The following is a 13600-nucleotide window of genomic DNA, read 5'->3' as shown; positions in this document are numbered from 1 at the left end:
TTAGGGTTTATTTCGTATGCTCATTTTTAAGAGGATTATACTGTTTAAAAGTTTGTTCATTTCAATTAATGGAAAACCGTAGAGTTTCTATCCTTAAGTTGATGGGCATGTATGGTGAGGCCTATTAAAGTAAATTCTATTTCAAATCGCTTTACGCTCACAGGATAACATCTTTTTATTGTAATTAATTGATATAAAATCAAATAATTGTGGCAAATGAGTCAAATTTGTTAGTTTCACACTGTTCCCAGTAAAATTACTATACTCGTATATTGGTATTTCTGTACGAGTATGTAATAAGATAGATGATACCCGGTCATTCCATTCAGAATGAGGAAAATCTGTACGGTTAATTCTCTCTCTGTTACTATGTCCAAAAAATTGAGGTCTGCTAGTTAGTATCCCTTCAAAATTAGCGTAAATTACTTCCTCATACAATTTTGGACTCCACCTATCTCCTAAGTATTCAATGACAACCCAACCAACCTTTACTCTAAGGGTTGGCAGATTTTCTAATCGTACCTTAGCCGTCTTATAGCTGTTCAGGTACGACGCAAAATACTGCTGACTACTCACGAAGCTAAGCTAGTAAAATTGATCTGGATTAGCTGGATTTGCTATTGTTTCGCTTAGAACACTATCAATCACTGCCTGTTTTTCTTCATATTTCACATTATATTTAGCTTGTACCGTTCTTTTTTCATTACCATTTGTAATGAAAGTGAATTTTACATTATCCCCCCATCTAAAATTTCCAAATCCACCATTGATTGTGCCAACAGAATATCTTCCTAATAGTACAATTTTCCCACATAAATCTCCTAGGGTTATATTTCCCTCTGTCTTCAAGAAAATCGAATTTCAAAAGTCTTAAAAAAATATTCTCTAGCTCCTGACATGGCTTCATATTCTTCTTTAAGGGTCATTATAATGGTCTCATTAGGATGATTTTTCAAGAACTACCTATAATCATCAATAATTTTATATAATTTAACATAAAGATGTAAAGGGTATGATGTAGGACAATTTTATTATCATCTATCACTCTCTCTTATATCAAAAAATCTTTCACCTTGATTCATTTAATAGTAAAAATTATATTATAGAATTTTCGCCCATACTGATTTGTAGAATATTCTAGTCTAAAAGTACCTCTATCTTGAGTACCAGGAATTGCAAATGTCGCTAAAGTTCTTGTATTTACTATTTCCTGCATCCATCTTGAAAAGTTTATGCTTTATTATTTAGAAGCTACGAAAGTTACTCGAATTTCAGTGAAGGAAAAAAGAACTATAACCAAAATACACATACTTACTAATAATTTCTTACTATTTAATATCAACATAGATACTAAACCTTCCTTTCTCTTTTATCTACTATTGCAAAAATTAACTGGAAATAAACATAGTTATTAATCTTTATGTTTCCTTTCTAAAATAAATTAAACAACTTGTGATCGTGCTTTCATTTGAATTTTCAGGGTTTAAAAACAACTCCCTAGTGATTCCAAAAAAAATCCCTTCCTCACTATATAAATTAATATATATATATATATATATATATTATACATAATTACGCTCTTGTGCAAATTTTTTTTATGAAACTAACTGTAGAAAAAATATGTTGAGGAGAATAATATATGTGATATTTTAAAAGGGACACTATTCAGCAAAAAGGGGCTAGTGCAAAAAAATAAAAAACCTTAAAAATAACCTTTATAACTTGGCTATGATGGTAATGATACTGAAAAGGTGCGTAATCAGGATGGAAAAAGAATATCTTTTTAAGGGGAAGCTATTTTGGTAGCCGTGGGCTACTATTGTCGCTTTTCATTAAGGTATCGTGATGTCTCTGAAATTTTGAATGAACGAGATGTCTCATTTTATCCAATAACTATTATGCGCTAGGTCCATTAATATAGCACTAATTTATCAAATTTGGAAGAAACCATACAAGTATGTAAGCAAACTTGTGTACATGAGTTTATTTGTAAGTTTCCATTACGATATGAAACTTTTTTGAAGAAAATGCATCAAATTTATCTGATGGACAAAGACAACGTTTAGCAATTTTACGGGCATTATTAAAGAAACTAGACATTTTAATATTAGATGAAGCTACAAGTAATTTAGATTCTACAACTTAAAAACATATTACAGATATGTTAAAAGGATTAGACTCACAAAAGGTAACCGTGATTATGAGTACTCATAGATTAGGTATAATTCAACATGCAGGCCCAATCTTTGTAATGGAAAAAGGGAATATTATAGAGCTTGGCTCTCATGAGGAATTATTATTCTACAAAGGTGAGTATTATCGTATTTGGAAGAATCAAACAGTTCATGTCGAACATATAGAATCTCAATAATATGTAATGGGAGATAAAGAAATATTGAAGAAACTAGAAATGAGTTAGCCCTATTAGAAGCTTTGGGGAATCCGCTCAAGATACAATATAAAATTAAGGTACCCAAAGGGATGAGAATACTTAAAGGATTTACATCTGCTTAAACTCAATACCTTAAAAGAACCAGTATAATTCAAGATTATAGAGAAGGTGGAGCTATGCAATATTGAATTAACAAGATAGATAACAGTTAGATACAATTAAATCTTCTATAAAATGTATTACTCTTCAAGTCTCTGATATAGATTTTTCAAAATTAGCTAATACATCAGCTCATTTTATACGATTAGAAACATAAAAAGATGCAGATGACTGTATCAGTAATGCCGCGAGCTAACTTATTTTAACATTTTTTTAATTTCATCCATTCAAGTAGTGATGGCCAAAAATACGAAACACAGATTCATATACTACAGTCCCATCACTCTTCTAAATATTTTGGAATGAATAAAGGAATCACTTCTTATAAAATGGTGGCTAACTATATTCCAATTCAAGCAAGAATTATTGGTGCAAATGAATATGAAAGCCATTATGCATTTGATATTTTATACAATAATACAACCAATATAAAGCCTACTATCCATTCTACAGATACACATGGAACGAATGAAGTTAATTTTGCTATTTTAGATTTGTTTGGTTACCAATTTTCATCAAAATATAAGGACATTCATGCAACAATATCCCGCAACTCATACTATTTTCAACATCCAAATCAATATGAAGGATTACTTATTAAACCCTTACGGAAAATCAATACAGAATTGATTATGAGGGAATGGGACAATATTAAGCGAATTATGGTATCTCTTGCTTTTTGATTTAAAAGATAACGGAATAGATTTTGTTTTACATGAAAAAATAGCTGCGAATATGCTTCCATACTATGAAGAAATGTTAAGGCCCTTAGTGGCATCTTGGGCTGAAAATTTAAGTTTTTATCAAGATTTTAGTAAACATCCTACCATTTTGACTGGTAAAATATTAGATAATAATGAACTAGAAATTATGTTAATTGAAGGATGAGGGCAATATACAGACGTATATACGAAGTATCAAATTATTTTTGAAAGCGGAAAGTTAATTGCAGATATTTTAATAAAAGTAATGGATCACTATACATTGCAGCGCTAACGATCCTCCCAAATCGATATACATATATAATTTCTGAATAATCAACAATAAAAGGTAGACACCTCCGTCATAAGAGGTGTCTACCTTTTATTGTTCTAAAAAATTGCGTACTTCTAAAATATCCATATTCGTAAACTTCGCAATATCTTCTATATCCATGCCATTTTTATACATGCCTCGGATCAATTGAATTTTCCCTTTTTCCATACCCTCTTGAAGCCCTTCTTCTTTCCCAACCTCACGAGCATGTGCTAATTTCGCTTGTTCATCAAATAACACTTTTTCCCGTGCTTCATATGCGAGACGGAAAGAGCTACTCTGACTCATATTTTCCCATTTGTGGATTGCCTTTTGTAACATTGGATCTTGTTTCATGCCGATATCCTCCAACATGTGGGTTAAACGTTCATCTTCATGCGCTGGTAACAAGAGTAACCAACGAGCAAATTCATTTTCCCACGGATTAATTTTCTCTTCTCTCCATTGCTGAAGCAATTTTGGAATTTCAATAAAATGAATTTCTAGGTCATCCAATAAAACTTGTTTTTGCTGCCTGCTCCAAAACTGTCCTACTGTATGCATATCTTCATAATGAGGAAAGAGATCAAAATCTAATATATTAATCGCAATTGTCTTTCGAAGAGAACGGTACGACATTCCTTTTTCTAATTGGGAGGTATATAGTTTACTCCAATAATATAAAGAACGTTTTACAATCTCTTGTGTATTCTTTAACTGGATTTCCACATTTACTTTTGTTCCATCTTGAAGTGTGGCAAGTATATCTAGTATGGATAATTTGTCTTCTTCATATTCTTTATGTAAATGTGGATCTTCAATTTTCAGTGATACAATCCGTATAGATAAAGAATCATGCAAAATTGCATTTAAAAAAGAAATCAGTAATTCTTCTTGTCCATGTACACCAAATAATTGCTTAAAAGCAAAATCGACTCGTAAATTTACTAAAGGTTGATTCATAAGGCGAGTCACCTTTCTGTTTCGTATTCTATATGTCTATTGTATCGGAGAAGGAAGAGAAGAAGCAACCCTTGAAAAGTTTATTTCTGAAATTGTTTTCAATTAAATAATCAGGTACGTGAAATTATATGTATCCCTGCATATTTGTTCTTTCTTGATTACGTTAAACGTCTTTATTACCTTATTTTTAGCGTTTAACGTTTTTTACATAAAAATGTATTCTCTTGGTCGTTTTTTTCGTTAAAAATTAATCTGAGCAGTCGTTTTTTAGAACAGAATGCATACGTATTGACCTATCTGGATTAGAGATGAATCATGAAATAAGGGGAATAATGATATACCGCTCGATGTTTCAACTCTTCATACGTGTATAATTTTTGCTTATCAAATAATTTCGGATGTTTCTTTCTATAGTATCCGAACAATTCTTCTCCATTTTTCCGTATACGATATTGACGGATTTGTCTGATTATACCTGGTATTTCTCCAGAAGCAAACTGTTTAATTATTTGTAATGTGAATTCCCACCCATAGAAGAATCCCCTCCTCGGTCATTATTTTTATCCGCACATGACTAGACAAATAAGCGAAACTATCTGTTTAGTCTATAAGTATCTTCAGCGTTTGTTTCACTTTTTCATCGTCCACTCGATAAAATAATTCTAATCCTTTTCGCTCATATGCTACGAGTTTATGTAATTTTAACTTGCCAAGATGTTGCAAAACAGTGGATTGTGGTATGATGAGATACCGTTGTAATTCAGAAACATTTAATGAAGTTTTCTTTATTAATTGATGTAAAATTTGGAGACGAACAGGGTGTCAATGCCCTTACTACTTCTGCAACATATTCTATTTCATTTGGATTCGTATAAAAGGCATTTTTCATCTTTTTTCCTCCCCCCATTCCTTTTATACGGAGTATTCCTTCTGTATAATACATGTTTCTGTTATAGAATTTACATCTCATAAACTATCTTGCACCATTTCATTTACACCTTTGCACTGAAACAAGCATACATCACACTAAGAAGTGCCTTATGAATAAATCAGAATTAATTAAACAAGTTATAATACAATCCGAACTAACAAAACCACAAGCAAGTCTCGTAGTAGATGCAGTATTAGAATCTATTCAACATGCACTACAAAATCGGGAACATGTACAGCTACTTAGCTTCGGCACATTCGAAGTAAGAGAACGTGCTGCCCGTGAAGGACGCAACCCACATACTGGGGAAGCTCTTACGATCCCTGCGGGGAAATCATTAAAAGAAGCTGTAAAAACTAAATAATATTTCTTTAGCAGTAGCATGAAACCTTAATGAATTCGGGTACTGTTTTATTTTAGAATCGAATCGTGGAGATCGCATGTTTATATACAAGCTGTTGCATTCCTTTTACATGCAATCCTTTTAACAGAATTAAAGTGATATCCTTCCTTTTTTGAAACGCCTCTTGTAACAATTGTTCCTGCAAAGACAAAGATAGCATGTTCTTACTTCTGTTCTTTTGAAATGCTTGTAATTTCGTTTCCAAAGCGTTCGCCCCCCTATTCTTATCACATACCGTTACTTTGTACTATTCTAGTTCAGCTAATAGTTATTTTACACCCTCTGTGCTCAGCGTTAGCTTTTCACCTGCCAGTTTTACATTCCTTGCAGATATTTCTCCAGTGATAGGACTAGTATCATGAGATGTATATTTTTGTAGGATAATCTAATCGTTATCAGTGGACATTAAAAAAGATGGCTCCAATCAAATATCGGAACCATCTTTTAAGTACTTGATTTTTGAGGGCTTTTTTATTAAACTGTCCATTTTATAGGGTACAGTTCAAATAACAAAAAATCACATATACTTACCTGTGGTGCTAGTTGATTTAGAATTTTAAAAGATTCTGGAAAAGCAAAAAAAGATTGCATATATTAAACTCAAAACGACCAAGAAATGAGTGAATGATATGCAATCTCTTAATTACACAGATAATTATACAGATACCTATACCGTTTTTAATCAAATTTTAGAAATTGTCGTTAAACTATACAAAAAGTGTATACCAGCTACGATTAAAAATCGTAAGAATGTTGATAAATTAGTCCAACCCGATACGGTGATCATTGCTTGTGTTTTGTGGGGGATCATGCTTGGGTACAACAGCCAAAGAGCCACGTACCGTGCGGTACGAACAATTCTATTCTTCACTGAATTCCCAAGCAGAACACGATACACTCGACTTTGTGCGAGTTTAACTTATGCTATAAAAATCATCCGATTCTTTTTTATGAAACAAAAAACGTCATGACGGCAATTGTTGATAGTTTCCCAAGTCCTTTTTGTAAAAAAATCCGAAATCGTCGGGCAAAAGTACTGGGCTCAATTGCTGAGATTGGCTATAATTCTACGAAAGAAATGTATTATTATGGAGTGAAAATAAGCGCTGCAGTTACTGAATCTGGCTTTCCAATAGCCTATGTGGTTAGTTCACCTAAAATCCACGATGTGCAACTGTTAGAAACGCTAATTAACGAAACTGAAACTCCCGTCGCCCATATTCTTGGTGACAAGGGCTATATAAGCAGCTCTATTCAAGAAAAATAGCCCGAAAGGGCGTCACAGTTACCACTCCATTACGTAAAAATATGAAAGATGCGGATAAAATTAACGATACTTTATTAGGCAAACGACGTAAAAAAATTGAAACAGTCTTTTCATCCTTAGAAAGATTAGGGATACAAGATTTTAGAAGTCGCTCTATATTAGGATTTAAAAGTAGACTAGAGAGTATTTTACTTGTTTATTGTCTCATGCTAGATAAAGCGAGGGAACGGTTTGGGAATACTTTAAAGTACTCTTTGAGATGCTTCTAAATCAACTAGCACCACAGGTATATACTTATATAGATTTATAAAAGACGCACAAAAGGGGGGTGCGAAATCTATCGACAGATTTCGCACCGAAACAGATAAAAATAACAATCAATAGAAACATAGGAACAGGAGAATGTTTCATCACCTATTATAACCTATACCCTTACATTTTTGTTGTTTAATTTGAAAATATGTAAAGATTTATAAGCTTAATTTCGAAGTTTCTTTCTATTTAAGTTATACTAAATTAGAAAGAAACGAATCTCCTTTAGGCTGTCAATAACTCTAAAACACAAAGACACCAAAAAAACAATTCCTGTGTAATGGAATTGTTTTTTTGATTACGATCCATTCAATACAGCAACTTAAACCCACATTTTCAAATGTAGTCTTAGCAAGACTAACATCATTCCAATTATATAAATGCAAAAAATCTCTTTATGGATGAAACCTTTAAATTAGTTAGCGATGGATACTTATTATATCACAAATCCCTTTTTATTATAAAGATTCTATCTGTTTTTCTTCTAATGCAATTTCTATTTGTTCAATCCGAAATGCTGCAGGTGGGTGAGTCGCTTCTAAGCGTGTCCAGATCCCTTTTGGAGAACCTTCCGTTCCTTCTATTTTTTCTATTTTTTCTAAAAAGACAACAAACCTGCTCCAATCCTGATCCTACCACTCGAAATGATAAATCCGCAACTCGATGTAAAACCACTTGCATACCTTTTAATACGACCGCTGCAAAAGCCGCTAATACAGCCACAATCGGCATACGATTCGATAAAACAGACCGTTGCCATAGCTACTAATATCCATGTAGTCACTGTATTCAACGTACGCGTCATGACAGAACACTTACTATCCCCATACTTCAAATGACCAAGTTCATGAGCAAGGATACCCGCAAGCTCTTCCTCATTCGCTGTTTTTAATCATCCTTTTGTCAAACAAACCGTCATTTTTTTTACAAGGAAAATTTTTATTCTCGTGTCCTTTCGAGGAAAAAATCAAGAAACAAGTTCACTCGTTTGTAGACTCATTTTAATAATTAATTGAAATTGGAATATATCTGCATATGGTCCCATATTTCTCTTTTGGTTGCCATCTCCTTGCATGCTAGAATCTCTGGCAAGTGGCGACATGTCATCAAGCTGAGCGTACCAAAAGCAAGGCTTTAGGTGACATAACTTAGACTAAAAATTATACCTTGATCCAACAATTCACCCGTTTAAAGGTATCTTTCTTAAGATTCATTTATCCTATAAAAGGGTTACCTCCCCCAGCTCATTTACTGCACCCATTCTCAAGAATGAGGAAAACTAATAAAAAAGTTATTATGTTTCACGATTCCAAACTTTAAAACTAAATATTTTTCTTAATAGGGTGGTTTTTGCCCATCCCCTCGAAAAGGGAGAATAAGAAGAAATAGGATGTTTTTGTAGATAGAGCCCCAGAGTTACTGTCATGGACTAAAAATTATCATTCAATACAATTGTGTAGTATATTTTTAAAAGGAGTTGTAGTAAATATTTTGGTAACATTGACCTGTGTGACAATAGAACCAAATCATGAAATAAAGTGTTAGCGGACATTAACGAGCAATAATAAGAGGCGTTTACTATCTTTTCAAATAAATGTTTTTGTACTTATGGTATACTATATTTACTTTCGTTTTTACGAAATCCCTAGAAAGTATGTAGAAAAGGTTCTAACAAAGAAGTTAGAACCTTTTCTTATTTTTCGTAACAAATTGCTTCTTTTAAATTTCTGATCCAAACAGCTTTATGTAAATCGGTATGAGAAATCCAATTCCCTGATTCATGAGAACCGACAAATTTATTATAAATGGGATGCCAAATAATAAGATATGTTTCATTTTCATATTGTATCTCATCAAATTGCCGCAGCGATTTTCCTAATATATCGGATTGGCCGATAGGTATGGCCCCTTTTTCTAAAATTTCTTTAAACTGTTTCAAAGACATCACACTCCTTAGCATAGGTATATGTATATATTTTTTTAAGGATGTATTTTTTCCTCTTTTATTATAGTAAATGAAGAGTGGATATTTTAAAAATACATGTAGAAAATACCCCTCTATACATAAAGAGTGAATGTCAGCTTTGTTATATTACTATGTATATAATGAAAGATTTATTGCTAGTTTGATAGGTTATTAGATAAATAAATAAATTAATTATAATTAATATGTAATTTTAATTATATAAAGAACCATAATAAAGAAAGAAATTCAATCTTCATTAGAGTGAATGAACTCTTTCCTTTACTATATTTTATATTAAGACATAGAAGAACCTTTAAATCTTTGTTAGGGGTAAAGATTCAGAGAAAAGTTTAGCGTAATGTCATTTTAAATCATTGCGTTTCTAATAAAATTGATAATCAACATTCTCATTATTAAGATTATTTAGGTGTGTAATACAAAAGCACGTTCTATTGTAGAACGCGCTTTTCCTGAATGAGTCTATACTAATATTTCAAACCATTTTACATGTACATTATAACACATAACTGACAAAAAATAACGAAAATCAAATTATTTAAAGGGGACTTATTTGGCTTTTAATAATTTCTCTTGTAATAGGGTAGGTAGTATGTAGAAAGAAGTTTTTCTATTTAAGAAAGCTTCTTTTCTTCCATATTATTTTCATATTCTTTAATTCTTCTATAAAATGTATTACTCTTCATGCCTACTCTTTGCATTGCTTCTACTGCAGTAATTTCACGATTTTTCCATTCTCGATAAGCTTCTTTAAAATTATCATCAATTTTAACTTTTTTGCGGCCAAATTTAACTCCTTTTTGAAGTGCAATTGTAATTCCCTCTCGTATATTAATATTTAAGCCCGATCTCAGGCTTGGTTTTTCTCTCTAATAAGAGTCCAGTAATAAAGAAAATACTTGGACGTCTCAAGATATTTCTGGATAATGGTCTTAGGATCATTTGGGACAATTCTGTATTCCCCTGTGGATTCACCACACGAAAAGAGTGTTTCTCAGTGAACGCGCGGGGCTCCCTACTCGCAGGCTGAGCAGCCTGACCCTCGAACCTAGATGTTAGTAGCTCTAGGGCGGCTTTCGATTCAGGACTAGCTCTTATACACGAGGTTGTTGGTCGGCGTACACACTAGAGATATCTCGAGACGTCCAAGCAATGATTCTAAATCGAAAGGAGGTCTCTTACGTGAGATTATTTGTTGGTCTAGATGTAAGTTCGTTTGATATGAAAGTTTGCTTTTTAAATGGTGAAGGGGAAAAGCTAGATTCTTTTTCAGTCAGTAATGACTTACCAGGTGCACAGGTGCTTAAAGAACGATTATTACAGTGTACAACCAATCAAAAGGTTGAAACTTTAAAAATCGGCTTAGAATCTACATCTGTTTACAGTTTTCACCCATCCATGTTTCTGCACCATGATGAAGACTTAAAAAGATTTGGTACAAAGGTATTTCTTCTAAATTCAAAACAAGTCGCAAACTTCAAGAAAAGTTATTCAGACATGAATAAGACTGACGAAATTGATGCCTTTGTCATCGCTGATTACTTACGATTTGGGCGAAATCAAATGTCCATCGTGAAAGAAAGTCAATACGTGGTATTACAACAATTAACAAGATCTCGTTATCAACTCGTTAGAATGTTGACAAAAGAGAAACAACATTTTTTACAACACCTAAGTTATAAATGTAATACGTTCTCACAAGAAGTCGATTCTTCTATATTTGGTAACGCCATGATGGAATTGTTCCTTGAAAAATTCAGTCTAGAAGAGCTAGCTGACATGCCTTTAGAGGAACTCGCTGAGTTCCTACAGGAAAAGAGTAAAAATCGATTTGGTGACCCGAAATGTGTCGCATCAACCATTCAAAAGGCTGTTCGCACGTCGTACCGTTTAGATAAGGTGGTAGAAGGCTCAATCGATATTCTTTTAGGAACATCAATCGAAATCATTCGTATCTATCAAAAACAAATTAAAGAACTAGAAAAATCGATTAAGCGGATCATGGCTGGATTAACGCAAACACTAGAATCCATTCCTGGAATCGGACCTATATATGCCGCTGGTATTATCGCTGAAATTGGCCAAATCGAAAGATTTGACGATGAAACCAAAATCGCAAAGTATGCCGGGTTATATTGGCGTACATGCCAGTCTGGCCGGTTCACTGCTGAAAATACTTCATTATCTCGTAATGGGAATCATTACTTGCGGTATTACTTAGTTGAAGCCGCCAACTCTGTAAGGAAGCATGTATTGGAATACCAAGAATATTACGCAAAAAATTATAATGAAGTACCAAAACATCAACACAAACGTGCACTTGTTCTAACCGCAAGAAAATTTGTGCGATTGGTGGATGCGCTACTACGTAATCACCAACTCTTTACGCTTGAAAGGCGTGTGAAAGTGTGACATAAAACCTGTCATCGCGACCTTTCAATCAATTCCAGTATTTTACACAAAGTACTAGTCTAGTTTCGTGATGTCTTTTTTAACAAATTTGTCCTTTGATAACTTCAAAAGATACTATTTTTCAGTTGACATACTACCGCAGCTCTTTTCGTAGCTAATAGCTTTTTTAAGTATGCGTTTTCCACTTCTAATCGTTGTATTCTAGCATCTTGACTTATTTCATTTGTTTGTTTGGATCTTCCACGTTTTTCTTGTAGGCCCAGAATACCCTCATTTTTATATTTTTTAATCCATCTATCTATAACTGAATATGTAACTCCTAATTCCTTTCCAATTAACTTGCTTCCAATTCCTCTATGTAAGTACAATTCAATAGCTTTCATTTTAAAATCAATTGAAAAAGTTCTTCTAATTTTCCCCATAAAAAATCCCCTCCATAATCAACAGTAAAGTAACTTTCTTTCAACGGTCTACTATAAGGGGATCATATCAGGATACAGAAATCATCTTCTTGATGTTGCCTAACTTTTTTCAAAATGTCCTTTACAAAGGGTACAGATTAAGGAATACCTTTATTTTAAATTCATTTTCTCATTTGAAGATCCACTGTTTCCTCAGCCATCTTAATTGGAACAAGACTATATAAATTATGCGGAAGCCACTTCGTTATATGTAATCTTTTTCTCATTTAAATGTAAAAAATAAATATAACTTGACTAATTATAATAACAATGTGACAGTAACTATTTTTAAAAGCAGATATATTTCTAATATTTATATCAAGAAAATCTATATAGAACCATCTTTTTTAAATTCCATACAATAAAAAAACAAAGTTCTGTACACATTTACGATTAAAGCTAACTTTATAAAAACGGAAAGCCTTCTCTTAAGAATAATATCATTCTCTATACAATTATCTGCTTATTTCTTTCTCAATAGGAAGTAACGAAGCAACGTGGCCATCACTTAGAATCATGCTTTAACACAATACAAAATGATACTGGAAGCAATTCATCTCCTACATGCAGAGACTAATGGATAGTTAAAGTTAGGTATAATTGAATATTTTTTCTAGTGTCATTAATTCCGTAATATGTTGTCTATATTTATAAAGTATATAAAGAGATTTAATCTTATATTGTTTGTGAAACATAACTTATACTTTACAAATGGATTGGTTTCACATCAAATTCATTCGTAATAAAACTGATACTCATACTTTTAAGATAAGTAAGGGAGATATAAAAAAGGACGTTCTTTTTCGAACGTCCTTTTCCAAAATGTGATCACACTAAATTAATGACCATTTTACATGTACATACCAACGATAACAAAGAATAGTTAAAACAGAATTAATAATCAAATTATTCATCGCAAGGAAATTTAAAAGTGAGGATGAAATTGAAAATCCCCTGTAACTTTTACGAATTGACAGGCCTCATCACAGACGGGTACCACTTTTACATCACAGATTGTTACATTGTGACAATTTAGATGAAGTGGTGGTAAATGTCCCACACTACATTGCAGTACATGGTCTACACATACCGTATCTTTACAACACAATGCTATGTCTTGATTATGGGAATCCGTGAAGCAAACACATTGTTCATCCTTTGGCCTCACCTCTATATTAACCAGAAAAGAGATGTAAATGTCAAGATAAACATGTACATTTTCGCTTGTTTAAGCATGTACAAAATCAATCATTTTCTTTGCTAAAATGATCTTTAATTCGATAGGATTGTCCTACAATACTG

The 13600-nt window shown here is 32.7% G+C and carries 8 protein-coding genes and 10 pseudogenes; 8 read left to right on the top strand and 10 right to left on the bottom strand.

The features are described 5' to 3' along the window. Positions 1 to 585 precede the first annotated feature (585 nt). On the bottom strand, positions 586 to 849 hold the full coding sequence (locus ACS2CR_RS31050) for a hypothetical protein (protein ID WP_050428404.1): 264 nt from the start codon (positions 847 to 849) through the stop codon (positions 586 to 588). 947 nt (positions 850 to 1796) lie between these two features. Here ACS2CR_RS31050 and ACS2CR_RS31045 point away from each other — a divergent pair. The 4 pseudogenes from ACS2CR_RS31045 to ACS2CR_RS31030 all read left to right on the top strand — a co-directional run. Beyond that, positions 1797 to 1956, top strand: a pseudogene (locus ACS2CR_RS31045) (IS6 family transposase); the annotation flags it as partial. Continuing rightward, positions 1938 to 2371 (top strand): annotated as a pseudogene (locus ACS2CR_RS31040) (ATP-binding cassette domain-containing protein); the annotation flags it as partial. The pseudogenes ACS2CR_RS31045 and ACS2CR_RS31040, both read left to right, overlap by 19 nt. Positions 2372 to 2639: 268 nt before the next feature. Beyond that, a pseudogene (locus tag ACS2CR_RS31035) lies at positions 2640 to 3228 on the top strand (Tn3 family transposase); the annotation flags it as partial. After that, a pseudogene (locus ACS2CR_RS31030) lies at positions 3200 to 3547 on the top strand (hypothetical protein). The pseudogenes ACS2CR_RS31035 and ACS2CR_RS31030, both read left to right, overlap by 29 nt. Positions 3548 to 3634: 87 nt before the next feature. On the opposite strand, the gene ACS2CR_RS31025 reads toward ACS2CR_RS31030, so the two are convergent. The 3 genes and pseudogenes from ACS2CR_RS31025 to ACS2CR_RS31015 form a co-directional block, all read right to left on the bottom strand. Beyond that, positions 3635 to 4528, bottom strand: a complete 894-nt coding sequence (locus ACS2CR_RS31025; RefSeq protein ID WP_033700259.1) for an Rpn family recombination-promoting nuclease/putative transposase — start codon at positions 4526 to 4528, stop codon at positions 3635 to 3637. A 302-nt stretch (positions 4529 to 4830) separates the two neighbouring features. Beyond that, positions 4831 to 5043: pseudogene (locus ACS2CR_RS31020) on the bottom strand (hypothetical protein); the annotation flags it as partial. 85 nt (positions 5044 to 5128) lie between these two features. Continuing rightward, positions 5129 to 5417: pseudogene (locus ACS2CR_RS31015) on the bottom strand (ArsR/SmtB family transcription factor). 151 nt (positions 5418 to 5568) lie between these two features. Between ACS2CR_RS31015 and ACS2CR_RS31010 the strand changes: the two are divergent. Further along, positions 5569 to 5823: an HU family DNA-binding protein gene (locus ACS2CR_RS31010; protein WP_001043045.1), complete on the top strand. Its 255-nt coding sequence runs from the start codon at positions 5569 to 5571 to the stop codon at positions 5821 to 5823. A 52-nt stretch (positions 5824 to 5875) separates the two neighbouring features. Here ACS2CR_RS31010 and ACS2CR_RS31005 read toward each other — a convergent pair whose 3' ends face one another. Together ACS2CR_RS31005 and ACS2CR_RS31000 are read right to left on the bottom strand one after the other, a co-directional pair. Further along, positions 5876 to 6067 (bottom strand): RNA chaperone Hfq, encoded by a 192-nt coding sequence (locus ACS2CR_RS31005; RefSeq protein ID WP_000448514.1) that lies wholly within the window; start codon positions 6065 to 6067, stop codon positions 5876 to 5878. Between the two features lie 63 nt (positions 6068 to 6130). Further along, a pseudogene (locus tag ACS2CR_RS31000) lies at positions 6131 to 6247 on the bottom strand (AbrB family transcriptional regulator); the annotation flags it as partial. 5 nt (positions 6248 to 6252) lie between these two features. Between ACS2CR_RS31000 and ACS2CR_RS30995 the strand changes: the two are divergent. Both ACS2CR_RS30995 and ACS2CR_RS30990 read left to right on the top strand, forming a co-directional pair. Then, positions 6253 to 6318 (top strand): annotated as a pseudogene (locus ACS2CR_RS30995) (IS3 family transposase); the annotation flags it as partial. A 173-nt stretch (positions 6319 to 6491) separates the two neighbouring features. Continuing rightward, a pseudogene (locus tag ACS2CR_RS30990) lies at positions 6492 to 7398 on the top strand (IS982-like element IS233A family transposase). A gap of 641 nt (positions 7399 to 8039) precedes the next feature. Here ACS2CR_RS30990 and ACS2CR_RS30985 read toward each other — a convergent pair. The 3 genes and pseudogenes from ACS2CR_RS30985 to ACS2CR_RS30975 form a co-directional block, all read right to left on the bottom strand. Then, positions 8040 to 8276 (bottom strand): hypothetical protein, encoded by a 237-nt coding sequence (locus tag ACS2CR_RS30985; RefSeq protein WP_228492166.1) that lies wholly within the window; start codon positions 8274 to 8276, stop codon positions 8040 to 8042. Between the two features lie 858 nt (positions 8277 to 9134). Beyond that, the gene (locus tag ACS2CR_RS30980; RefSeq protein ID WP_003308343.1) at positions 9135 to 9386 is read right to left on the bottom strand and encodes a hypothetical protein; all 252 of its coding nucleotides are present in this window, start codon (positions 9384 to 9386) and stop codon (positions 9135 to 9137) included. A 653-nt stretch (positions 9387 to 10039) separates the two neighbouring features. Next, positions 10040 to 10252 (bottom strand): annotated as a pseudogene (locus ACS2CR_RS30975) (recombinase family protein); the annotation flags it as partial. A gap of 355 nt (positions 10253 to 10607) precedes the next feature. Between ACS2CR_RS30975 and ACS2CR_RS30970 the strand changes: the two are divergent. After that, positions 10608 to 11837: an IS110 family transposase gene (locus ACS2CR_RS30970; RefSeq protein ID WP_053512466.1), complete on the top strand. Its 1230-nt coding sequence runs from the start codon at positions 10608 to 10610 to the stop codon at positions 11835 to 11837. A gap of 104 nt (positions 11838 to 11941) precedes the next feature. Here ACS2CR_RS30970 and ACS2CR_RS30965 read toward each other — a convergent pair whose 3' ends face one another. Continuing rightward, positions 11942 to 12259 carry a helix-turn-helix domain-containing protein gene (locus tag ACS2CR_RS30965; protein ID WP_033700262.1) on the bottom strand — a complete coding sequence of 106 codons (318 nt, stop codon included), beginning with the start codon at positions 12257 to 12259 and terminating at the stop codon, positions 11942 to 11944. Positions 12260 to 13600: the final 1341 nt, after the last annotated feature.

This window comes from Bacillus cereus group sp. BceL291 (genome assembly GCF_051776705.1).
Classification (GTDB): Bacteria; Bacillota; Bacilli; order Bacillales; family Bacillaceae_G; genus Bacillus_A; species Bacillus_A cereus.
Note: the sequence above shows the minus strand (reverse complement) of the source record. Positions and strands in the feature narration are given on the sequence as shown.

Excerpts from the sequence above, each read along its gene's own strand:
- ACS2CR_RS31025 (WP_033700259.1), bottom strand. The coding sequence starts at position 4,528 with ATGAATCAACCTTTAGTAAATTTACGAGTCGATTTTGCTTTTAAGCAA.
- ACS2CR_RS31010 (WP_001043045.1), top strand. The coding sequence starts at position 5,569 with ATGAATAAATCAGAATTAATTAAACAAGTTATAATACAATCCGAACTA.
- ACS2CR_RS30980 (WP_003308343.1), bottom strand. The coding sequence starts at position 9,386 with ATGTCTTTGAAACAGTTTAAAGAAATTTTAGAAAAAGGGGCCATACCT.
- ACS2CR_RS30965 (WP_033700262.1), bottom strand. The coding sequence starts at position 12,259 with ATGGGGAAAATTAGAAGAACTTTTTCAATTGATTTTAAAATGAAAGCT.